Raw genomic sequence first — 21443 nt, forward strand, 5'->3', positions numbered from 1 at the left:
GTAACGTTCAAAGAGAGAATCTCGACTGAACCCGAGGTGCTTTTCGCTCGTAACCGGGTCCTTTTGCAAGAAGTTGAGGCCCGCGTTAATCAGAGTAGTTAAAGATGGTGCAGCAATGCCACACTCCATTTGCGCACCCCGTTACCAGAGCTGCTTGGCAAATACTGGACACCTCAGGTAATACCGACTTGTCCATTTCGGACCAGATAGAATATAGCAAGTATAACTTAGGCTTTACGCAGGTCGGGCACATAATGAGAATACCCTTGAGCATACGCCAAATCATGGCAGGTTGCGCGCTCGCGCTTTTGATCGGTTGCGGTCAGGGCACATCAACAACCAACCAGCAAGGCAACGTCTCTGGCGCGGTCGATGCCCGCGCCATTGATCGGGGCGATGCAGTCGGAGAGACAACCATCTGGGATGCCTTTCGCCGTCAGAACACCGAGACGGTTGTCAGCGTGAACAAATACATCTGGTCCGCCTCCCTGGAGGTTCTGGACTTTTTGCCGGTGCAGTCGGTTGATCCCTTCACCGGCGTCATCATCACCGGCTTTGGCACCCCTCCCGGCGGTGGCCGCGCTTATCGCGCAACCGTGCTGATCAACGATCCGGCGCTCGATGCACGCTCGCTAAACGTTTCGCTACAAACAAGAAACGGCCCGGCGAGTGCGGCGACCGTGCGCGCGGTTGAGGACGCCATCCTCACCCGGGCGCGCCAGATCCGCATCGCCGACGGCAGGCTCTGAAGCCGGTCCACCACCTGTGATCAACACCAGCGCCGGGCCCCGTAGATAAAGACGGCTCCCGGCGCTCTTTCGTTAAGAAGGACGCCACCATGACGCGTTACACCCCCGCAGAGATCGAAGCCCGCTGGCAAAAGGTCTGGGACAGGGACGAAGTCTTCAAGGCCGTGCGTTCGGCCGACAAACCCAAGTACTATGTGCTTGAGATGTTTCCCTATCCATCCGGGCGCATCCACATGGGCCATGTGCGCAACTACACCATGGGCGATGTGATCGCGCGCTACAAGTTTGCGACGGGGCACAACGTTCTGCATCCCTTTGGCTTTGATGCTTTTGGTCTCGCCGCTGAGAATGCGGCGATGGAACGGGGTATTCACCCCAAGGACTGGACCTACCAGAACATCGACGACATGATCGCACAGATGAAACCGCTCGGTTTCGGCCTTGACTGGTCCCGCCTGTTTGCGACCTGCGATGTCAATTACTATGGTCAGCAGCAATCACTGTTTCTCGACTTCCTCGAAGCCGGATTGGTCTACCGCAAAAATGCCGTCGTCAACTGGGACCCGGTCGATATGACCGTGCTGGCCAACGAACAGGTCGAGCAGGGGCGCGGCTGGCGCTCAGGTGCCTTGGTTGAACGGCGCGAGCTGACGCAGTGGTTCTTCAAGATCAACGACTATTCCGAAGAGCTGCTGGACGCCCTGGACACGTTGGAGAACTGGCCCGCCAAGGTGCGGCTGATGCAGGAGAACTGGATCGGCAAGTCGCGCGGGTTGCAGTTTGCGTTCTCCACCATCGACGCGCCGGAAGGTCATGACCGGATCGAGGTCTATACCACCCGGCCTGATACGCTGATGGGCGCCTCCTTTGTCGGCATTTCACCGGATCACCCGCTGGCGAAAGTGCTTGAGCGGGACAACGCGGAGGTGGCCGCCTTCTGTGCGGACTGTCGCAAGATCGGGACAACCGAAGAGGCGATTGAGACCGCGGAAAAGCTGGGCTTCGACACCGGCATCCGGGTGCGCCACCCCTTTGACACCGCGCATGAGCTGCCTGTCTATATCGCCAACTTCATCCTGATGGACTACGGCACCGGTGCGATCTTTGGCTGCCCGGCGCACGATCAGCGCGATTTCGAATTCGCCACGAAATACGGGCTGCCGATCATTTCGACCTATCTGCCGTCAGAGGACAGCCCGGAGACGCTGACCGAGGCCTATGTGCCTGCTAAAACAGAGAAAGTCTTTTACAACCGGGGTTTTGCTGGTGAGGCCCATCAGACCGGGCTAGAGGCCATCGATGCGGCCATCGATTTCTGTGAAAACAGCGGCGTGGGGCAAGGTGTCACCAAGTTTCGGCTGCGCGATTGGGGGTTGTCCCGCCAACGCTATTGGGGCTGTCCGATCCCGGTAGTGCATTGCGACGCCTGTGGCGTGGTGCCGGAAAAGAAAGAAAACCTGCCGGTTGAGCTGCCCTATGACGTGACCTTCGACACGCCCGGCAATCCGCTGGACCGGCACCCGACCTGGCGCGACACCCCCTGCCCGTCCTGTGGCAAGCCCGCACAGCGTGAGACCGACACGATGGACACCTTTGTGGACAGTTCGTGGTATTTCGCGCGCTTCACCGCACCGGACGCCAAAACACCAACCGTGATGGAAGACGTCGCCTATTGGATGAACGTCGACCAGTACATCGGCGGTGTTGAACACGCGATCCTGCACCTGCTCTACTCTCGCTTCTTTGCGCGCGCGATGCAGATCACCGGTCATTTGCCAAAATCGGCCAACGAACCTTTCAACGCGCTCTTCACCCAAGGTATGGTCACCCACGAGATTTACCTGACCCGGGATGAAAAGGGCCGCCCGGTCTACCACCTCCCCGAAGACATCCATTGGACGGAATCAGGAGCAAGGCTTGGCGCTGACGGACCGGAGGTGCAGGTTGTCCCCTCGGCCAAGATGTCGAAGTCGAAAAAGAACGTGGTCGACCCGATCAACATCATCTCGGCCTACGGGGCCGATACCGCGCGCTGGTTCGTGCTGTCAGACAGCCCACCTGAGCGGGATGTAGAATGGACAGCGAGCGGGGCAGAAGCGGCCTTCAAGCACCTCACACGTGTCTGGAACCTCTGCGACCGGATCGGCAAGATGGACAAAGACGCACCGGGCGTCGGCGACGAAGAGCTGCTGCGGGCGATGCATCTCTGCATTCATGACGTGACAATGGGCATCGAAAGCTTTGGCTTTAACGCGGCCATTGCAAAGCTTTACGCCTTTACAGCAACGCTGCAGAAATCCAAAGCCGGCCATGCAGCACAGCGTCAGGCGGTCATGACGCTGGCCCAGCTGATGTCGCCAATGACCCCGCATCTGGCCGAGGACATCTGGAAGCATCAGGGCGGTGATGGGCTGGTCACCACTGCGAGCTGGCCCAAAGCGGACGAGGCGATGCTGGTCTCCGACACAGTGACCCTGCCCGTTCAGGTCAACGGCAAACGCCGGGCGGAAATCGTGGTCCCTGCAGATATGCCCAAAGAAGAGGTTGAAAAAGCCGCCCTTGCCGATCAGGCTGTGCAACGAACGCTTGATGGCGCGGAACCCAAAAAGGTCATCGTTGTGCCCGGACGGATTGTGAATGTTGTCGTTTAGCCGCAAATTCCTGCTGATGATCCCGCTGGCGCTGGCCGCCTGCGGCTTCACACCTGTCTATGCGCCCGGCGGCACCGGTGCGCAGGTACAAAACAGTATCACCGTTCAGGCCCCCAATACCCGGGATGAATTCCTGCTGACCCAGCGATTGGAAGAGCGTCTGGGCCGTGCGTCCGAGGCCCCCTATGCCCTGAATTACACGCTACGCTCAAGCCAGGCCAACCTTGCTGTCGATAGCGAGGGCAGCACCACGCGGTTCAACATTATAGGCTCGGCCGACTATTCACTGGTCGAGACCGGCACGGGCCGGGTCATTGCCTCGGATCGGGTGGATAACTTCACCGGCTATTCCGCGGCTGGCACCACCGTGGCAACCCTTGCCGCAGAACGCGACGCGCAACAGCGGCTGATGATCCTGCTGGCGGATCAGATTGTGACACGGATCCTGACCACGGATTTGCAATGAAGCTGTCGCCGCGCGATGCCAACGCCTATTTTGCCAAACCCGACGCCGACAAGACCGGACTGCTGATCTATGGCACGGACGCCATGCGCGTGGCGTTGAAACGTCAACAGGTTCTGACCGCCCTGCTGGGTGAGGGCGCCGAAGAAGAGATGCGGCTGACCCGAATGGGGGGAAGCGACGTGCGCAAGGATCCCGCCCTGTTGATCGATGCCACCAAGGCCATCGGATTTTTCCCCGGTGCGCGCGCGGTATTTGTCGAAGAAGCCAACGAGACCTGCGCGCCTGCCGTTCTGGCGGCACTCGAGGGATGGCACCCCGGTGACGCGCAAATCATTGTCACCGCCGGCGCGCTGAAACCAACATCCAAACTGCGCAAGGCCTTTGAGGCTCACCCGCAAGCCTATGCCGCTGCCATCTATGACAATCCGCCAACCCGGGAAGAGATCGAAACGGCCCTGCGGGACGCAGGTCTGGCACAGGTGACAGGCGACGTGATGGCAGCATTGAACGATCTGGCGCAGGCCATCGATCCCGGTGATTTCCGCCAGATGGTCGAAAAGCTCGCGCTCTACAAGATCGGGGACCCGGAGCCTCTCTCCTTGACGGATATCGCCGCTTGCGCGCCCACCTCGACTGAGGCCGATGTGGACGATGTCCTGATGGTTGTGGCAGAGGCGCGCGCCCATGAAATTGGCCCAGTCATGCAAAAACTGGTGGCACAGGGGGCGACGCCCGTGGGGCTGTGCATCGGCGCGATGCGTCACTTTCGGGCGCTGCATCGTGCGGCAAGCGACACCTCCGGCAGACCCACCATTTTCGGTCCGAACCGCGACCGCATGCTGGCGCAGTCACGCCGCTGGGGCCCTGCCAAACTGGAAACGGCCATCACGTTGCTGACCGATACGGATTTGCAATTGCGATCCGCCGGTCAAAACGCGCCCGGAATGGCATTGGTCGAACGCGCGTTTATCCGCCTTGCAATGCTGGGCAGTCGCTAGAACCTATTCAGGCGGCGCAAAGAGCGCCATCACCTCTTCGGTGGTCATCTGATGCGTCTTTTCCACGAAACTGTACCCACCGGGTTTGTTGTCGATGAAAAGCTCGCCGGTCAAAGGCAAATCGCCCAGGTCGTCAACCGTCCCGGCACCGAAGTGATATTCGCCCTCATGCGGCCCCGGGGCTGTCACCCGATAATAAACGCTGCTGCCGCAGGTCCTGCAGAACGCCCGCTCCGCCCAGGGCGAAGACGTGTAAATCGTGAGGTTCTCGGCACCGTGCACCGTTGTTTTGTCAGATGACGCCTGCACGCCCAGGAAAATGCCACCGCTCCACTTGCGGCACATGTCGCAATGGCAGGCGCCGAATTCCTTGGGTGTTTCGTTCAAGGTATAGGTGACGGCACCACACAGGCAGCTACCGGATTTGGACATGACAACACTCCGTTTTTTGAAAACTTCGCCTTAAATGCTCTCACAATCCACTGACAGAATATGTCAGCAGTTGCCGCGCCAGACACAAGATGACAGTCTCTGAGACGGACAAGCCAAGAATAGGATGCTCTAATGTACAAGGTGATCGGCACGACCAAATCCCGCGCGTTTCGCGTGATGTGGACGTTGCAGGAAATGGGTGAGCCCTATGAGCAGATCGCAGCCGGGCCGCGATCCGAAGAGGCGTTGCAGTACAACGTTCTTGGGAAAATCCCGGCGCTTGTCGATGGCGAGGACGTGCTGACGGATTCGGTCGCGATCATGACCTATCTCGCGGACAAGCACGGCAAGCTGACAGCACCCGCTGGCACGGTCGCGCGGGCCAGGCAGGACGCGATGACATTCTGGCTGATCGATGAGCTGGACGCGATCCTCTGGGCCGCGGCCAAGCACAGCTTCGTGCTGCCGGAAGACAGGCGCGTGCCAACTGTCAAAGACGCGCTCAAGTTCGAATTCGAACGCTCGGCGGCACATCTATCGGAGCGGCTGGAGGGGTCTTTTCTGATGGGCGACACGATTACGCTTCCCGATATTCTGGCCTGTCATTGCCTGAATTGGGCCATCGGCGCGAAATTTCCGCGCACGGATGAAAAGCTCTTCGCTTACGCGAAAGCGCTGCGTCAGCGTCCGGCGTTTCTGGCGGCTTCCGAAACATAGGCTGCCGCCGCCTGCCCTGCCCAGCGTCCCGTCGCCAGGCACCCGGTGATCAGGTAGCCCCCTGTGGGTGCCTCCCAATCCAGCATTTCGCCCGCGCAAAAAACTCCCGGAACAGCCTTTAGCATCAAATCCGGCGTCAGCGCATCAAACGCCACGCCACCGGCAACAGATATTGCCTGATCGAGCGGCTGCAGACCATCGTGGTTCAGCCGGAGCTTCTTGAACACCCGCGCCAAGGCTGCAGGGTCCTTGGGTAAGGGGCGGGCGCATTCGAAGGCCAGTGCTGCCTTGACGGGGTCCAGTTTGAGCACCTTGCGCAGATGATTCACCAGACTTGTTTTGCCTTTTGGGCGGGCAAGCCGCCTGGCCACCTCATCGGTGCTGAGATCGGGCAGCAGGTCCACGTAAAGTGCATGATCTATACGGACCGCACGGCTGACCTCATAGATGCCACCCCCTTCCAGCCCGGTCCGACTGATGACGGCTTCACCGCGTGAACGCATCGGGCCACAGATAAAGCGCACGCCCTTCAGGGCCTGCCCCGCCCGCGCCAGCATATGAGGTGACCATGCCACGCTCAGCCCGACGTTTGCCGCCGCGAACTGCGCAATCACCACACCGCGCTCCGCAAGCTTATCTGCCCAAGCGCCGTCCGATCCCAAACGCGCCCAACTGGCCCCCCCGAGCGCCAGAACGGTGACATCGGCACCCAGCACTTCGAGACCGTTCGGACCGTCGAACTCGGCCTGATTGTCCTGCCACCCGTGCCACCGCATGTTTGTGCGCAGATCAACCCCCGCTGCCGCCAGGCGCTGCAACCAGGCCCGCAACAGGGGCGAGGCTTTCATCGCTTTTGGAAACACCCGCCCGGTGGATCCGGTGAATATCTCCTGCCCCAGCCCGCGCGCCCACTCCTGAACCGCCTGTGCGTCAAAGGCCTGCAAGATAGGGCGCAGAGGGTCCGCCGCCTCATAGTAGTGCGGCAGCATCTGATCAAAGGGCTCGTCCTTCGCCAAATTCAGACCGGACTTTCCGGCCATCAGGAATTTCCGCCCGACGGATGGCTTTGCATCGCAGATCGTTACGCGCAACCCCGCAGCGGCGAGCGCTTCGGCGGCCATCAGACCGGCAGGTCCGGCGCCGATGACAAGGGCCCGCTTCACGCCTCCACCTGCGGCGACGCTCCCTTGATCTCCACCACCCGGTGCGGATAGGGAATTTCGATGCCGTTCTCTTTCAGGGCGTTCCAGACGAGGAAGAGTACATCGGAGGTGTATTTATTGGGCCCATCATCCAGCCCGTTCACCCAGAATTCAACGGCAAAATCGATCCCGCTATCGCCAAAACCGCGCAGCTCGCAATCCGGCGGATAGGGCGCGTCCAGCACATCCGGATGCGTGGCAACGGCCGCTTCGATGATCGCGGGCACGGCGTTGATGTCGGTGTCATAGCTCACGGAAAACGGCGCCTCGTAGCGGTTGGCGGAACCGGAATCGGAATAGTTGACCACACGCGTGGTGATGAAATCCTCGTTCGGCACCACGATCCAGCGGCCATCGAATGTTTCCAGCACCGCCGCCCGCGCCGTCATTTTGACGATCTGACCGGATTCGCCGCCGTCCAGCTCGACAAAATCGCCCACCGTCGCCTGACCTTCGATCAGCAGAATGACCCCTGAGATAAAGTTGGAGGCAATTTTCTGCAGGCCAAATCCAAGACCGACACCAATGGCGCCCCCGATCACCGCCAGAGCGCTGAGGTTGATGCCCATGATGTTCAGCAGCAGCAGGAAGGCGACACCGAAAATGGCGAATTCGATGGCCTTGGCGGTCAGCTGCCGCAGCGAGGGCCGCATTTCCTTTTGGTTTTCAATGAATTGCGTGGTTTGCCGGTTGGACCAGCCGCCCAGCCAAAAGAGGATACCACCGGCAATGACGCCGCGGACAAGCGACATGACGGAGAAGGAAATATTGCCAAGCGTGATGGTGATCTCGCTCAATTTCACCATCAGCGGATCTAGCAGGCCCACCGCATAGAGAGCAGCGATTGGAATGAGGACGTAGCGGCCCAACAGTTTGAGGAAGGGATCCGTAATGATTTCGCGCACCAAAGTGCGTACCGCCAGAAACATGAAGAGACGTTTGCCAAAGGCAATGACCGCGCCGCTGTCAAAGAGCGACCGCACAACGCTTTCACCAATCGCGGTAAACGCATAGGCGAGCAGCGGCAACAGCAGCGGCAGCGCCAGCAAGGAGGTGCGGCGCGCACGGGCCAATGCGGTTTCCGCGTCTTCGGCAGGGGTCAGCAGCCGTTTCAGGACACCGCGCAGGCGGCGCGCCACCAGAACCGCAAGCAGATACGCCAGGATCAGCAGGGCAAACTGTGACCACGCCGCCGGGCTGAGCGCCCAGGATTTTGCGAGTTCCCACCCGAGAAGGGCATATTCCGCGCCGCGCTGTACAATCTCCGGCTGGGTGGACAGGTCAAATTCCACGCAAACCCCCTCTTTTCATCCCAAAAACCACAGCTAGACTCTTGCCCGTGCAAGACCTGTGGAGCAAGCCCGGATGTCTGATGCAATCTGTCCCCTGTGTGACCGGCCGATCCCTGGGGACGTCAAGCAAAGCCTGCACCACCTGATCCCCAAACTGAAAGGCGGCAAGGGTGGGCCGACGGTCTTGCTGCATCACATCTGCCACCGGGAAATTCACGCGACGCTGAGCGAAGCCGAATTGGCGCGGGACTATGCGACCGTCGGTGCGCTGCGCGCGCATCCAAGACTGGCCAAATTCATCGCCTGGGTCGCCAAGAGACCGCCCGGTTTCCACTCAAAAGTGCCCGGCAAACGCAGAAAGACCTGATGCTGATTGGGGTGGCGCGTTACAAGCTGTTAGGCGGATCTTCAGGACGCCCCGGCACACATGCGTTTGATGTCCTGCGCCAGCGCGACCTTGGCTGCAACCGTATCGGCGGTCAGATCGCGGGCGTGCGCCAGGATCTCATCTGCGGGCATGATCCGGTCGATCAGCCCAAACCGCAGCGCTTCTTCGGCTTCTATCTTCTGCCCGCCCATCAGGATCAGTTTCGTGCGCGCCGGACCGATCAGCGCAGACATGCGCAGCGGATCACTGGGTTGTGGCAAAAAGCCCAGCTTCATAACCGGATAGAAAAACTTGGCGTGGGGCGGTGCAATCCGGATGTCGCAGGCCAGCGCCATGCCCATCGCACCACCGGCGAGCGTGCCGTTCAGGGCTGCGATGGACAGCCCCGGCAGATCGGCGACAGCAGCAGAGAGTTCCTCCCAAAGCGGTGAGGTCGCCAGACCGGCGCGCGCCGCGTCCAGATCCGCCCCGGCACTGAACACACGGCCCACGCCTGTGAGGATGACCGCGCGGGCGGCACGTGCTGCCTGCATCGCCGCGATCAGATCTTGCAACATCGCTTCGGTCAGCGCATTCGCCTTGTCCGGGCGGTTCAGGGTGACCGTCCAGACATCCCCCTCACGATCCAGATCGATCATATGAGGCCGACCTTTCGGCGGATGTCTTCATCGCGCAGGGAAATCTCCCGCCCGCGCCACGCGTCCGCCTCTGGACCGCACATCCACAGCAACGCCCGCGCGGGCCAATCCGCCGGAATATGCACATCCCATTCCAGCTGGCTGACCGGATTGATACCGCTCGATTTGATCTCGCGCTGCATCTGCGTGGCCACCGTCCCCGGCGACAGGCCAATCGCGCGGATGCCCTGCGCGGCCTCCTCTTTATCCAGGCAGCGGGTCAGCATGTTGGCCGCCGCTTTGGAGGCGCAATAATGGCTCCAGGCCTCGACCGGCCCATGTGCGGCCCCCGAGCTGATGGTCAGAACCGACCCACCCCCGCGCGCCTTCATCACCGGCACCGCCGCCCGCATACCGTAAAAGACACCCTTGAGGTTGATGTCGATCACATCCCCCCAGGCCTCCGGATCGGCCTCTGACAAATGCGCGATCGGCTCAATGACGCCTGCGTTGTTGATCAGCACATCGAGGCCCCCGAAGGTCTCGACGGTCGCATCAACCGAAGCAGCCATTTCCCGGCTGTTGGCCACGTTGCAGGGGATGGCGATGGCCCGTTCGCCGATCTCACCGGCCAGATCGGCAATATCCTTCTGACCGCGCGCCACCAGAGCGACATTTGCACCGGCACCCGCAAACACCCGTGCAGTCTCTGCGCCGATCCCACGGCTGGCGCCGGTGATCAATACTGTCTTTCCCGTCATATCCATGTGCTGCACTCCCTGAGGCTGTTGCCTTGTGGTAATCTGCCACGCAGCCTTGGTCCAGACCCGGTTCCCCTTGACCATTGGCAGGCCTTGCCTGACGATGCGCGCAGACGCTGTTCATAAGGATTTACACATGTCATTTTTTAACCATCGCTTCACAGCAGCAACTGTGTTGGCCATGTCCACCGCATCGACCGCTTATGCGGACGTCAGCGCGCAGGACGTCTGGACCGACTGGAAGTCCTACTTTGAAGGCCTTGGCTACGGCGTGTCGGCCTCGGAGGCACAGTCCGGCAGCACTCTGACCATCACCGATCTGACAATCGATATTCCACAAACCGAGGACATGGGCGCGTCATCCATGCGGCTGGAGCAGGTGGCCTTCAGCGAAAACGCCGATGGCACCGTTAGCGTCGTTTTCCCTGAGGTGATGCCTTTTGCGATGCAGGTGACCGGCGAGGAAGGCGAGGTCGCCGATGTTGAGCTGGAAGTGCGCCACACCGGCATGGTTTCCACTGTTTCGGGCGTGCCGACGGAAATGACGAATGCCTATACGGCACAGACAGTCGAAGTCATTATGACCGGCCTGACCGTCGACGGCGAAGTGCAAAGCCCTGACATGGCGCTGGTCAAACTGGCGATGCAGGGCCTCTCCGGCACAACGAAAACAACCATCGGCGGCAAGCGCGTCTATGACCAGAGCATGCAGGCTGGCGACGTGACCTATGATCTGGCCTTTGCTGACCCCGAAGGTTCGGGCAACGCCAAGATGAACGGTCGCATCGATGGTCTGAACTTCACCGGCTCCAGCGCCTTCCCGCTGGTGAAAATTGACACGGGCGATGTCTCTTCGCTGTTGGCGGCGGGCGTGAGCGGTGAAGGCACCTTCAACTACACCGGGGGCGCATCGGACATTTCCGTGGAAGAAAACGGCGCATCGGCGTTTTCTGCGACGACCACCTCCAATGGCGGCTCACTCGATGTCGCATTGGGTGAGGATGGCCTGAACTACGCTGGCGATCAGAAAAACCTGCAGGTTGCCATGATGTCACCGGATTTCCCGGTGCCGATCGAATTCGACATGGTGGATGCCCGGTTCAATCTGGCGATGCCGCTGCAGAAGACCGAGGAGATGAAGGACTTCGCCTTTGGCTTTGCGTTCAACGATTTCTCCATGTCCGACATGTTGTGGGGCATGTTCGATCCGAACGCGCAGCTGCCCCGCGATCCGGCGACCATCGTGCTGGATCTGACCGGCAAGGCACGGATGCTCTTTGATTTTCTGGATCCGTCAGCCGCAACGGTGTCGGGTGACCCGAACATCACGCCCGCCGAGGTGGAGCAGGTCAACATCAACAGATTGCAGGTCAAGGCGGCTGGCGCCGAGCTGACCGGAGAGGGCGCGTTCCGGTTTGACAACGCGGCACCGGGTGGCGCGCTGAAGCCAATCGGCGCTGCAGATCTGTCGCTGGTCGGGGGTAACAAGCTGATCGACTCGCTGGTTGCCATGGGTCTGCTGCCCGAAGATCAGGCGATGGGCGCGCGCATGATGCTCGGCCTGCTGGCGGTGCCGGGCAATGCGCCGGACACCCTCAATTCGCGGATCGAGACCAATGAACAGGGCCATATTCTGGCCAATGGTCAGCGTATTCAGTAGCCAACACCAAAGGCGCGTGAGAATGAAGGGGCGCACAACAGGCGCCCCTTTTTACGTACCACCCTTGCAGCGCGGCGAGCACACAGCTACCTGAGGTGCAATTGCTTTGGAGCACAGCCTATGACGCAATCGCCGCAGATACTGACCGACCGCCTGTTGCATGCCGCCCGCAAGGCGGGTGCTGAAACGGCTGATGCGGTGGTGATGCAAGGCACGTCGCTCAACATCGAGGTGCGCGCCGGAACGCTGGAGCATGCAGAACGCTCCGAAGGCATCGACCTTGGCCTGCGGGTTTTCGTCGGCCACAAAAGTGCGACGGTCTCGGCCTCAGATACACGTGACGAGACAATTCAGGAAATGGCGGTGCGTGCCGTGGCCATGGCGCGCGAGGCACCTGACGATCAGTTTGCCGGGTTGGCATCCCCCGATCAACTGGTTATAGATCCGCAGACTGCCGCGCTGGAACTCTATGATCCGGGCGCGGAGCCTTCCCCCGGCGACCTGCAGGACGATGCCGCCCGTGCCGAAGCTGCGGCCCTAGAAAACAAGGGGGTGACGCAGGTGCAATCGGCAAGCGCCGGATACTCCGCCCACACCGTGCATCTTGCCGCGACAAACGGGTTTTCGGATGGGTATCGCCGCACCAGCAGGGGTCTGTCTTGTGTTGCGATTGCGGGCACGGGCACCGCGATGGAACGGGACTACGACGGCGACAGCCGCATCTTTCAAAGCGACCTGCGCGACGCTGAAGACATCGGAAAATGTGCCGCAGAACGTACCGTGGCGCGACTGGACGCGCGCAAACCACCCACGGGCAGTTTCAACGTGCTCTTTGATGAGCGCGTGTCCTCAAGCCTGATCGGGCATCTCCTGGTCGCCATCAATGGCGCCTCCATTGCCCGCGGTGCCTCGTGGCTACGTGACGCGATGGGGAGCGCGGTTTTGCCGGATCACCTGTCGCTTGTCGAAGATCCGCACCGTCCCCGCGCCTCCAGTTCGCGCCCCTTCGACGCCGAAGGCCTGCCGACCAACCGGCGCAACATCGTGGAAAATGGCATCCTCACCGGCTGGACCCTTGATTTGGCCACGGGCCGCAAGCTGGGCATGGCCTCAACAGGCAATGCCGCGCGCGGCACCTCCTCAGCCCCCTCACCCACCACCTGGAATGTGGCGCTGACCCGGGGAGAGGCAAGCCGCGACGATCTTCTCCGGGATATGGGCACCGGCCTGCTGGTCACCTCGATGATCGGCTCGACGATCAACCCCAACACCGGGGATTATTCGCGCGGGGCGGCCGGGTTTTGGGTCGAAAACGGCCAGATCACCCATGCGATCAACGAATGCACCATCGCCGGAAACCTGCGGGACATGCTGCGCAATATTACCCCCGCGAACGACGCGCGCACGCACCTGAGCCGGGTGGTCCCGTCGCTTCTGGTGCCGGGAATGACCCTTGCAGGCAACTGATCTCGATCTGCTCACCGATGCCGCACGCCTTGCCGGCAGGGTCGCAACCAGTTTTGTCGGGAAAGGCACGCGCAAATGGGACAAGCCGGATGGCGCCGGACCGGTCACCGAAGCGGATCTTGCGGTCAATACCGCCCTCGAAAACGCCCTGCGCAGCGCGCGTCCCGACTATGGCTGGCTGTCTGAAGAGACCGAAGACACATCGGAACGGCTGCGGCGCGAGACGGTTTTCATCATTGACCCCATCGACGGCACACGCAGTTTTGTGGATGGCTCCCGTACCTGGGCGCATTCCATCGCCATCGCGCATCAGGGTCAGATTACCGCAGCGGCGGTGTTCCTGCCCCTGCGCGACAAGCTCTATTCCGCAGCGCTGGGGCGCGGCGCATTTCACAACGGTGAGCGTATCACGGCCAGCGAGGCGGCTGATTTGAACGTTGCGGATATCCTGGCCACCAAGCCGATCATGAACGCCGACCACTGGCCGGGCGGATTGCCCGGTTTCACACGTGCGCACCGCCCTTCGCTCGCCTACCGGCTGGGTCTGGTTGCGGAGGCACGGTTTGACGGGATGCTGACCTTTCGACCAAGCTGGGAATGGGACATTGCCGCAGGTGCACTGATCGTGACCGAAGCGGGCGGCATCTGCACCGACAAAACCGGCGCGCCCCTGCGCTTCAACAACGAACAACCAAGGTTGAACGGCGTGATCGCCACGGGTCCGCGCCTGCATGAACATGTTCTCGGCGCGCTTGCACCCGCCCCGCCCGCGGCGTCTTGACCCGGACGCTCAGATACGCGACGTTCCGCCGACCCGGCTGACCAAAGGAAACTCCCATGACACAAAGGCTACACCTCGTCTTCGGCGGCGAACTTGTCGACCCCAGCAAAAATGTATTCAAGAATGTGGACGACATCCATGTTGTCGGGATTTTTCCGGATTACGCAACGGCGTTCAACGCCTGGAAATCAGAAGCCCAACGCACCGTGGACAATGCACATATGCGGTATTTCATCGCCCATCTGCACCGCCTGCGAGACGAAGAGGCCGAAGCATCGTCTACCGAAGAACTGGAGTAATACTTCATGGGCCGCTCCTTAGGACTGGCGGCCTATCGTGCGCTGTCTCGCAGATCGGCAAGCCGCCTGTTTGTGCCCAGCAGCGCACGGCCTGCAGGCGAGCTTGTCTGGATCCACGCGGCAGAGCCATCCAACCTTCTGGCCATTCAGGATCTGGCCGAACGGCTGCACACGGCGCGCAATGATCTGCATGTTCTGATCACGCTGCCGGACCGCGAAGCGCTGGAAAAAGTGCACACCAACATCGGCACGCAATCGACGATCTTCTACGAAGAAATCCCGTCGGAGCATCCCACCGCCATTGACGCCTTTCTGAAAAACTGGGCGCCCGACATGTGCATCTGGACCTGGGGGCGATTGCGCCCAAACCTGTTGTCGCAGACCCGCGAGGTGGGATGCCCCATGGCGCTGATCGATGCCGACACCGGCGGATTTGACGGTCGCAGGGACCGCTGGCTGCCCGACCTCTCGCGCGAACTGCTCACCGGGTTCATCGCGGTCATGACACGGTCGGCCCAGGCGTTGCAGCGGCTCGAAACTCTGGGTCTGCCGACAAGTCGCATCGAAATGACAAGGCCGCTTCAGGCCGGTGGGCAGGCGCTGCCCTGCGAGGACACCGATCTGACGGACATGACATCCTCGCTTGCCGGTCGCCCGGTGTGGCTGGCAACATCCGTCCAGCAGTCCGAGGGTCCGGTTGTGCTGGCCGCGCACCGTCACGCCTTGCGGTATTCGCACCGGTTGCTGTTGATCCTGCACCCGGCCAATCGAAATCTGACCTCCCAATTGGCACAGAACGCACGGCAAGAAGGCTTCCGGGTATGTGATTGGGTCTCTGAGGGTGATCCGTCCGAAGCGACACAGGTGATGTTGGCCGAAGAAAGCGACGATCTGGGCCTGTTTTACCGGCTGGCGCCTGTCTCCTTTTTGGGCAGCTCGCTCACATCCGGCCATGGCGGGTGCAATCCGTTTGACGCCGCCGCGCTTGGGTCTGCGGTTCTATACGGGCCCAACGTGCGGCGTTTCATGCCGTTTTACACGCGACTGGCCAGTGCGGGTGCCGCGCGGATCGTGAATGACGCGCATTCGCTTGGCACCGCGGTGACCCGACTGATTGCACCGGATCAGGCCGCCGCCATGGCCCATGCGGGCTGGGATGTGGTCAGCAGTGGGGCGGAACTGACCGACAAGGTTATCGATCTGGTGGAGACCACGCTGGACGAACGGGTGGAGCTGTCGCGTGCGGACACCTGATTTCTGGTTCACACCCCCAGACAGACCGTCGGTTTTGGCTCGGTTGCTCGCGCCGCTGGGTTGGCTTTACGCGAAAGGCACCGCGCGCCGTCTGCTGCGAGGAACCCCGCTGAAACTCGACATTCCGGTGGTTTGCGTGGGCAACATCAATGCAGGTGGTACCGGAAAGACGCCAACCGTGATCGCCGTGGTCGAGCGTCTGTCTGGCCGCTTCCACATACCGCATGTCGTCACCCGAGGATTTGGGGGCCGTCTGAAGGGCCCCGTGCGCGTGGACCCCGCGCGGCACACCGCGGCGGATGTGGGCGACGAGCCATTGCTGCTCGCCGCCTTTGCCGAGGTCTGGGTGGCACAGGATCGCGCCGCGGGGGGCAAGGCCGCGCAGGCAGAAGGCGCGACCGTCGTGATCCTAGACGATGGGTTCCAAAATCCTGCCTTGCACAAAGACATCAGCATCGTGGTCGCGGATGCGCAGCGCGGGTTTGGCAATGGGCGCTGCCTGCCCGCCGGTCCGCTGCGCGAACCCGTGGATGTTGGCCTGGCGCGGGCGGATGTTCTCTTGACCCTCGGGGACGCCGCCGCGCAGGCCGCTTTTGAGGTGCGAAACACAAAAATACCCATCCCGCATGTGCGTGGTGCCTTGGAGCCCCTGCAAACCGGGATGGACTGGAAGGGTGAAAAACTCGTGGCCTTTGCTGGGATTGGCCACCCCGAGAAGTTCTTTGCCACGCTGCGGGGGCTGGGCGCCGATGTCGTGCACGCTGAACCGCTGGAGGATCATCAACCGCTCACCACCGCGCTCATGGGCCGGTTGCAGGCGGATGCGCAGGCGCGTGGCGCGCAACTGGTGACTACGGAAAAAGATGCGGTGCGGCTGCCCAACGCCTTCCGCACGAAGGTCATCACCCTGCCGGTGCGGTTGCAATTTGCAGAAGACGATAATGCGCTCTTTGCCCGGCTGGACGCGCTGCCCGCGCCCTAGGCCCGGTTATTCGTCATGTTCGCCCAGTTTCGGGGCTGGCTTGTGCAAGGCCAATTCCGCATCCGAAAAAGTGAAGGGAGCGCGCACGCCAGGTACCCCCTCCAAGGCCACCTGCAGGCCCCGCGCCTGCACCTGTGGGTCGGCCATGACGTCACCCATATCGTTGATCGGGCCAGCCGGCACGCCCTCTGCCTCGCAGGCCGCCAGCAGATCATCGCGCGTGCGCGCCTTCGTGGCCGCGGTCAGGCGCGAAATCATTTCCGCGCGATGGGCCAATCGGTCTTCGTTCTTCAGAAACTGCGGCGCGGTGATCATGTCATCCAGCCCCAGCAGCTTGCACAAGCGCCGATATTGGCCATCATTGCCGGTGGCGATGATGATGTGCCCGTCCAGGCAATCGAAGACCTGATAGGGGGCGAGGTTGATATGCGCATTGCCCATCCGCTGCGGCGGATGGCCGGTGGTCAGATAGTTCATCGCCTGATTGGAGGTCACTGCGACCGCCACATCCATCAGGGACATATCGATATGCTGCCCACGCCCCGTCGTCTGACGCTGGTGCACCGCCGCCAGAATCGCCGTGGTCGCATAGACACCGGTCAGAATATCCGTGATGGCAATGCCATATTTCTGCGGCTGCCCCTCCGGCTCACCGGTCAGGGACATCAGACCCGACATGCCCTGAATGATGAAATCATAACCTGCCCGCGGCGCATAGGGTCCGGTGTGCCCGAAACCCGTGATCGAGCAATAGATCAAGCGCGGAAACGCCTGCGCCAGGCTGGCATAGTCCAACCCGTATTTAGCCAGACCCCCGGTCTTGAAATTCTCGATCAGAATATCCGCATCTGCCAGCAAGGTTTTGACCTTTTGCTGGCCTTCTTCGGTCCTGAAGTCCGCCGTCACGGAGCGTTTTCCGCGATTGGTCGAGTGGAAATAGGCGGCTGAAACATCCTCATCCCGTGTGATGAAGGGCGGGCCCCACTGGCGGGTGTCATCTCCCGCGACACTCTCTACTTTGGTGACGTCGCAGCCGAGATCAGACAGCGTTTGACCGGCCCAGGGGCCGGCCAACACACGCGCCAGTTCGACGACTTTCAGACCAGCAAGGGGTGCCGTCATTACTCCGCCGCGGCGTCGATCAGTGCCGCCATTTCGGAATAGGCCATGTTGGAATACTTCTGGCCGTTGATGACAAAGCTTGGTGTGCTGTCGACACCATCGGCCTCAGCGTTCTCCTGATACCAGGCCACCAGCGTGCGGGCATTGTCGCCATCCTGCAGGCAGGCTTCCATGGTGTCGCCGTTCAGCCCGGCCAAACGACCGATCTTTCGCAGCTCTTCGATGATGGCAGCAGGGTCCCCGGCACGCGACCATTCCGACTGACCGGCATAGATCAGGTCCGTCATGCCAAAGAATTTCTCCGGCGTGCCCGCGCAGCGCGCGATCATCGACGCCCAAAGGCCATAGCGGTCAAAATAGACCTCGCGGTAGACGAAGTTGATCTTGCCGGTATCGATGTAATCCGCCTTCAGCTGTTTGTAGGGGCCTGCGTGAAACGACGCGCAATGCGGGCAGGTGAAGGAGGCGTATTCGATCACGGTCACGGGCGCATCCGGGTTGCCCAGCGACATTTCCGCAATTGTGGAAGTATCGATATCGGCTTCTGTTTCCTGCGCGTTGGCGGCGCCAAGCGGGTCCACCGGCGTGACCGAAGACCCCGGTGACGTCACGAAATACGCCCCAATGCCCAACACAGCCACAGCGGCAGAAATAATCATCATACGCGACATGGGTTTTCCTTTTTCAACGGTTTGTCTTGTTCAGTATGTTTTCGCCGAGCCGCGCCAGGGCATCACGCAAACCGGCATCCCGCACCGGACTGGCGGTATCAGCGGCCTGTTGGCGGATAAGCGGGTCGATCACGTCCTCTTTTTCAGCCGGTTGTGCAGGCTCAAACGCTACCCGGCCTTCGGCAAATCCGGTTGCCGCCGTTTGCGTGATCCGCACCCGCGCGATGGCGTTATAGCCATAGACCGCGTTGACCTTGGCGCGCATCTGTTCCTTTTGCATCTCCAGCATGGGCGCGTTGGCACCGGTCGTCAGCAGCGTCAGCGTCGCCCCCATGCCGCCGCGGCCATAGCTGACCTCCACGGGGCGTGAGACAGCAGCAATATCCTGGCCCATGATCTCGGTCCACTGCGTCAGCAAGCGGCTTTGAGCGAATCCCCGGCTCTCCGACGCCGCCCTGATCCGGCCCGTCAGCAGACTGGCCGTGCGCTTGAAACCTTTTGTACTGGCACGTCGAGGTGGCATTGCTATCTTTCAGTGAAACAGTTGCTGTATCTTACCGAATTGGGGCCTCAGCAACCAGATAAAGCCACAGGACGATTATAAACATTGCGTGAGATGCCTCAAAACCCCGTGACGCTGAGCGACGAATTGCTGGCGTGGTACGATGTTCATGCCCGCCGCATGCCCTGGCGTGTCTCGCCACAGGATCGCAAGGCCGGGCATGTGCCCGATCCCTATCGCGTCTGGCTCTCTGAGGTCATGTTGCAGCAGACAACCGTGGTGACCGTCAAAGACTATTTTGAACGGTTCACAACACGGTGGCCAACGGTGGCCGATCTCGCGGCCGCGCGCGATGCCGATGTGATGGGCGAATGGGCGGGCCTTGGGTACTATGCCCGCGCCCGCAATCTGCTGAAATGCGCGCGGCAGGTGGTGGCGGAGCATGAGGGTCGCTTTCCCGCCGATCACGCCGCCTTGCTGAAGCTGCCCGGGATTGGCCCCTATACCGCTGCCGCGATCTCTTCAATCGCCTTTGATCTGCCCCATGCGGTGCTGGATGGGAACGTCGAACGTGTGATGGCCCGGTTGCACGACATTCACACCCCCTTGCCGGAGGCAAAACCGGAGTTGATGGCAGAGGCGGCACGCCTGACCCCGTCCAAACGCCCCGGTGATTACGCGCAGGCCGTTATGGATCTGGGGGCCACGATCTGCACCCCGAAATCACCCGCTTGCGGCATCTGCCCCTGGCGTGATCCCTGCGTGGCACGTGCACGAGGCACCGCGCAGGAACTACCAAATAAGACACCGAAAAAGGCTAAACCAACAAGACACGGTATCGTCTATCTGGGGCGCCGCGATGACGGCGCATGGTTGTTGGAAACGCGTCCGGAAAAGGGGTTGTTGGGGGGCATGCTGGGCTGGCCGGGATCGGATTGGGTGGACGTAAAGGAAGACGTGCCAGACACCGATCCCCCGGCCACGGCGGATTGGCAGAAATTACCGGCGGAGGTGCGTCACACGTTTACCCATTTCCACTTGACGCTCACCATCTACGGCGCCCGCATGGGGAATGATGCCAAGGCTGATCGCGGAGCCTTCCTGCCCCGGCCGGAATTCCGCCCTTCGGATCTACCAACGGTCATGCGCAAGGCGTTTGATCTGGCAAGCGGAGAGATTTGAGCGCGGCGTCACGCTTGGATGCGGGCGCTGATTGGACATAGAATGATGCCAGATGCGATGCAGGACCTGAATGATGGCACGTGAAACGAAATCTGTTCCCCTCGCGGACCTCATCCGGTTTTCGCGCGCGGCTCCGTTTTGGATTTCGCTACTGCTGGTTCCTCTCGCATGGGTCGGCGCGTTGCAGGGCGGATGGACCGTGGTCTTACTGCCCGTTGTCACATGGTACCTCTTTTCAGCACTTGATGCGCTTTTTGGGCGTGATCTTGCGAATGCCGATCCGGACGCGCCGCAGGAGGCGCTTTATTGGTACCGCGCGATCACGGTAATTTGGGCGCCGGTGCAATTCTGTCTGCTGTTCAGTCTGATCTGGTACGTGCCCCAGGCCGACCATCTGGGCACGCTGGAACGGGTGGTGCTGTTTTTTGGTGTTGGCGTGATCACCGGCACGGTGGGCATCAATTACAGCCACGAATTGATGCATCAGAAAAACAAGATGGAACGCTGGATGGCCGATATTCTGCTGGCCATGGTGCTCTATTCGCATTTCCGTTCCGAACATCTGCTGGTGCATCACCGCTATGTCGGAACCCCCAAGGATGCCGTCACCGCCCGCTACAACGAAGGATTTCATCGCTTCTATCCGCGGGTGTTGAAACAGTCTCTGCACTCGGCGTTTCAGGCGGAAAAGAAGATGCTGGCCCGGCGCAATCTGCCCTGGCATGACCGTGCAAACCCGTTCTTCAAATACGGGGCACTGCAACTCTTCATGCTGCTTTTGGCATTTCTGCTTGGCGGTTGGTCTGGGGTCATTTTGTTCCTGGTGCAGGCGGGCACCGCGATCTGGCAGCTGGAGCTGGTCAACTACATTGAACACTACGGTCTGACACGCAAACATCTGGGCGATGGCAAGTACGAGCACGTCAAACCCCAGCACTCCTGGAATGCGGACTTCAGGATGTCCAACTGGCTGCTGATCAACCTCCAGCGTCATTCCGATCACCACTTCAAACCCGACCGCCGCTTCCCGGTGCTGCAGACCTATTCCGCATCCGATGCGCCGCAATTGCCCTATGGCTACCCGATCATGACGATGGTGGCGATGGTGCCGCCCTTGTGGCGCCGCATCATGAACCCCAGGGTCCGCTTGTGGCGCGCGAATTACTATCCTGAGATCACGGATTGGGCACCGTATAACAAGGCCGAAAACCCGATGCCGGGCTAACCCTGAACACGTTATATTAAGGCTT

At 61.0% G+C, this 21443-nt stretch carries 22 protein-coding genes; 14 read left to right on the top strand and 8 right to left on the bottom strand.

Annotated features, from left to right (window positions below; all coding sequences use genetic code 11):
• Positions 1-266 precede the first annotated feature (266 nt).
• From Q1A63_RS01060 to holA, 4 genes are all read left to right on the top strand, one after another.
• Complete coding sequence (locus Q1A63_RS01060) at positions 267-749, top strand: DUF3576 domain-containing protein (RefSeq protein ID WP_299630382.1); 483 nt, start codon at positions 267-269, stop codon at positions 747-749.
• Positions 750-838: 89 nt separating this feature from the next.
• Complete coding sequence (gene leuS, locus Q1A63_RS01065) at positions 839-3400, top strand: leucine--tRNA ligase (RefSeq protein WP_299630384.1); 2562 nt, start codon at positions 839-841, stop codon at positions 3398-3400.
• Positions 3387-3866, top strand: a complete 480-nt coding sequence (lptE, locus tag Q1A63_RS01070) for an LPS assembly lipoprotein LptE (protein ID WP_298968534.1) — start codon at positions 3387-3389, stop codon at positions 3864-3866. Before leuS ends, lptE begins: the two co-directional genes overlap by 14 nt.
• Entirely contained in the window at positions 3863-4864 is a 1002-nt protein-coding gene (holA, locus tag Q1A63_RS01075; RefSeq protein ID WP_298968535.1) for a DNA polymerase III subunit delta, read from the top strand. The genes lptE and holA overlap by 4 nt, the downstream gene beginning before the upstream one ends.
• A 3-nt stretch (positions 4865-4867) precedes the next feature.
• Here holA and Q1A63_RS01080 read toward each other — a convergent pair whose 3' ends face one another.
• Positions 4868-5296, bottom strand: a complete 429-nt coding sequence (locus Q1A63_RS01080; RefSeq protein ID WP_298968536.1) for a GFA family protein — start codon at positions 5294-5296, stop codon at positions 4868-4870.
• Between the two features lie 132 nt (positions 5297-5428).
• On the opposite strand from Q1A63_RS01080, the gene Q1A63_RS01085 reads away from it, so the two are divergent.
• Positions 5429-6013, top strand: a complete 585-nt coding sequence (locus Q1A63_RS01085) for a glutathione S-transferase family protein (RefSeq protein WP_298968537.1) — start codon at positions 5429-5431, stop codon at positions 6011-6013.
• Here the strand turns inward: Q1A63_RS01085 and Q1A63_RS01090 are convergent.
• Complete coding sequence (locus tag Q1A63_RS01090) at positions 5977-7176, bottom strand: TIGR03862 family flavoprotein (protein WP_298968539.1); 1200 nt, start codon at positions 7174-7176, stop codon at positions 5977-5979. The genes Q1A63_RS01085 and Q1A63_RS01090 overlap by 37 nt on opposite strands.
• Complete coding sequence (locus Q1A63_RS01095; RefSeq protein ID WP_298968540.1) at positions 7173-8507, bottom strand: mechanosensitive ion channel domain-containing protein; 1335 nt, start codon at positions 8505-8507, stop codon at positions 7173-7175. Before Q1A63_RS01095 ends, Q1A63_RS01090 begins: the two co-directional genes overlap by 4 nt.
• Before the next feature lie 73 nt (positions 8508-8580).
• On the opposite strand from Q1A63_RS01095, the gene Q1A63_RS01100 reads away from it, so the two are divergent.
• Complete coding sequence (locus tag Q1A63_RS01100) at positions 8581-8874, top strand: HNH endonuclease (protein WP_298968542.1); 294 nt, start codon at positions 8581-8583, stop codon at positions 8872-8874.
• A gap of 41 nt (positions 8875-8915) precedes the next feature.
• Here the strand turns inward: Q1A63_RS01100 and Q1A63_RS01105 are convergent, their stop codons facing one another.
• Complete coding sequence (locus tag Q1A63_RS01105) at positions 8916-9533, bottom strand: enoyl-CoA hydratase/isomerase family protein (RefSeq protein WP_298968544.1); 618 nt, start codon at positions 9531-9533, stop codon at positions 8916-8918.
• Positions 9530-10279 (bottom strand): SDR family oxidoreductase, encoded by a 750-nt coding sequence (locus Q1A63_RS01110; RefSeq protein WP_298968546.1) that lies wholly within the window; start codon positions 10277-10279, stop codon positions 9530-9532. Before Q1A63_RS01110 ends, Q1A63_RS01105 begins: the two co-directional genes overlap by 4 nt.
• A gap of 130 nt (positions 10280-10409) precedes the next feature.
• Between Q1A63_RS01110 and Q1A63_RS01115 the strand changes: the two genes are divergently transcribed.
• From Q1A63_RS01115 to lpxK, 6 genes are all read left to right on the top strand, one after another.
• Complete coding sequence (locus Q1A63_RS01115) at positions 10410-11933, top strand: DUF2125 domain-containing protein (RefSeq protein ID WP_298968548.1); 1524 nt, start codon at positions 10410-10412, stop codon at positions 11931-11933.
• Positions 11934-12053: 120 nt separating this feature from the next.
• Entirely contained in the window at positions 12054-13400 is a 1347-nt protein-coding gene (locus tag Q1A63_RS01120) for a TldD/PmbA family protein (protein WP_298968550.1), read from the top strand.
• Positions 13387-14181, top strand: coding sequence for a 3'(2'),5'-bisphosphate nucleotidase CysQ (locus Q1A63_RS01125; protein ID WP_298968551.1), 795 nt, complete (start codon positions 13387-13389; stop codon positions 14179-14181). The genes Q1A63_RS01120 and Q1A63_RS01125 overlap by 14 nt, the downstream gene beginning before the upstream one ends.
• Positions 14182-14237: 56 nt before the next feature.
• Positions 14238-14480: a DUF4170 domain-containing protein gene (locus tag Q1A63_RS01130; protein ID WP_298968552.1), complete on the top strand. Its 243-nt coding sequence runs from the start codon at positions 14238-14240 to the stop codon at positions 14478-14480.
• A 6-nt stretch (positions 14481-14486) separates the two neighbouring features.
• Positions 14487-15734, top strand: a complete 1248-nt coding sequence (locus Q1A63_RS01135; RefSeq protein WP_298968554.1) for a glycosyltransferase N-terminal domain-containing protein — start codon at positions 14487-14489, stop codon at positions 15732-15734.
• Positions 15721-16716 (top strand): tetraacyldisaccharide 4'-kinase, encoded by a 996-nt coding sequence (gene lpxK, locus Q1A63_RS01140; RefSeq protein ID WP_299630391.1) that lies wholly within the window; start codon positions 15721-15723, stop codon positions 16714-16716. Before Q1A63_RS01135 ends, lpxK begins: the two co-directional genes overlap by 14 nt.
• 6 nt (positions 16717-16722) lie before the next feature.
• Here lpxK and Q1A63_RS01145 read toward each other — a convergent pair whose 3' ends face one another.
• The 3 genes from Q1A63_RS01145 to Q1A63_RS01155 are packed head-to-tail and all read right to left on the bottom strand — an operon-like array spanning position 16723 to position 19032.
• Positions 16723-17838 (bottom strand): CaiB/BaiF CoA-transferase family protein, encoded by a 1116-nt coding sequence (locus Q1A63_RS01145; RefSeq protein WP_299630393.1) that lies wholly within the window; start codon positions 17836-17838, stop codon positions 16723-16725.
• A complete protein-coding gene (locus Q1A63_RS01150) occupies positions 17838-18509 on the bottom strand; it encodes a DsbA family protein (RefSeq protein WP_299401068.1) in 672 nt (223 codons plus the stop codon). The genes Q1A63_RS01145 and Q1A63_RS01150 overlap by 1 nt, the downstream gene beginning before the upstream one ends.
• A gap of 13 nt (positions 18510-18522) precedes the next feature.
• Positions 18523-19032, bottom strand: coding sequence for a DciA family protein (locus Q1A63_RS01155; protein ID WP_299630396.1), 510 nt, complete (start codon positions 19030-19032; stop codon positions 18523-18525).
• Positions 19033-19125: 93 nt separating this feature from the next.
• Between Q1A63_RS01155 and mutY the strand changes: the two genes are divergently transcribed.
• A complete protein-coding gene (gene mutY / locus Q1A63_RS01160) occupies positions 19126-20193 on the top strand; it encodes an A/G-specific adenine glycosylase (RefSeq protein ID WP_299630398.1) in 1068 nt (355 codons plus the stop codon).
• A gap of 73 nt (positions 20194-20266) precedes the next feature.
• Entirely contained in the window at positions 20267-21418 is a 1152-nt protein-coding gene (locus Q1A63_RS01165; RefSeq protein ID WP_298968564.1) for an alkane 1-monooxygenase, read from the top strand.
• The last annotated feature ends 25 nt before the right edge of the window (positions 21419-21443 follow it).

Origin of the sequence: uncultured Roseobacter sp. (assembly GCF_947499265.1) — a bacterium.
GTDB lineage: Bacteria > Pseudomonadota > Alphaproteobacteria > Rhodobacterales > Rhodobacteraceae > Roseobacter.

Bases quoted from the DNA above. Each gene is read 5' to 3' on its own strand.
- Q1A63_RS01135 (WP_298968554.1), top strand. From the start codon at position 14,487: ATGGGCCGCTCCTTAGGACTGGCGGCCTATCGTGCGCTGTCTCGCAGA.
- Q1A63_RS01145 (WP_299630393.1), bottom strand. From the start codon at position 17,838: ATGACGGCACCCCTTGCTGGTCTGAAAGTCGTCGAACTGGCGCGTGTG.
- Q1A63_RS01155 (WP_299630396.1), bottom strand. From the start codon at position 19,032: ATGCCACCTCGACGTGCCAGTACAAAAGGTTTCAAGCGCACGGCCAGT.
- Q1A63_RS01150 (WP_299401068.1), bottom strand. From the start codon at position 18,509: ATGTCGCGTATGATGATTATTTCTGCCGCTGTGGCTGTGTTGGGCATT.
- mutY (WP_299630398.1), top strand. From the start codon at position 19,126: ATGCCTCAAAACCCCGTGACGCTGAGCGACGAATTGCTGGCGTGGTAC.
- Q1A63_RS01105 (WP_298968544.1), bottom strand. From the start codon at position 9,533: ATGATCGATCTGGATCGTGAGGGGGATGTCTGGACGGTCACCCTGAAC.
- Q1A63_RS01100 (WP_298968542.1), top strand. From the start codon at position 8,581: ATGTCTGATGCAATCTGTCCCCTGTGTGACCGGCCGATCCCTGGGGAC.
- Q1A63_RS01115 (WP_298968548.1), top strand. From the start codon at position 10,410: ATGTCATTTTTTAACCATCGCTTCACAGCAGCAACTGTGTTGGCCATG.
- Q1A63_RS01120 (WP_298968550.1), top strand. From the start codon at position 12,054: ATGACGCAATCGCCGCAGATACTGACCGACCGCCTGTTGCATGCCGCC.
- Q1A63_RS01130 (WP_298968552.1), top strand. From the start codon at position 14,238: ATGACACAAAGGCTACACCTCGTCTTCGGCGGCGAACTTGTCGACCCC.
- leuS (WP_299630384.1), top strand. From the start codon at position 839: ATGACGCGTTACACCCCCGCAGAGATCGAAGCCCGCTGGCAAAAGGTC.
- Q1A63_RS01085 (WP_298968537.1), top strand. From the start codon at position 5,429: ATGTACAAGGTGATCGGCACGACCAAATCCCGCGCGTTTCGCGTGATG.
- Q1A63_RS01110 (WP_298968546.1), bottom strand. From the start codon at position 10,279: ATGGATATGACGGGAAAGACAGTATTGATCACCGGCGCCAGCCGTGGG.
- Q1A63_RS01165 (WP_298968564.1), top strand. From the start codon at position 20,267: ATGGCACGTGAAACGAAATCTGTTCCCCTCGCGGACCTCATCCGGTTT.
- Q1A63_RS01080 (WP_298968536.1), bottom strand. From the start codon at position 5,296: ATGTCCAAATCCGGTAGCTGCCTGTGTGGTGCCGTCACCTATACCTTG.
- lptE (WP_298968534.1), top strand. From the start codon at position 3,387: ATGTTGTCGTTTAGCCGCAAATTCCTGCTGATGATCCCGCTGGCGCTG.
- holA (WP_298968535.1), top strand. From the start codon at position 3,863: ATGAAGCTGTCGCCGCGCGATGCCAACGCCTATTTTGCCAAACCCGAC.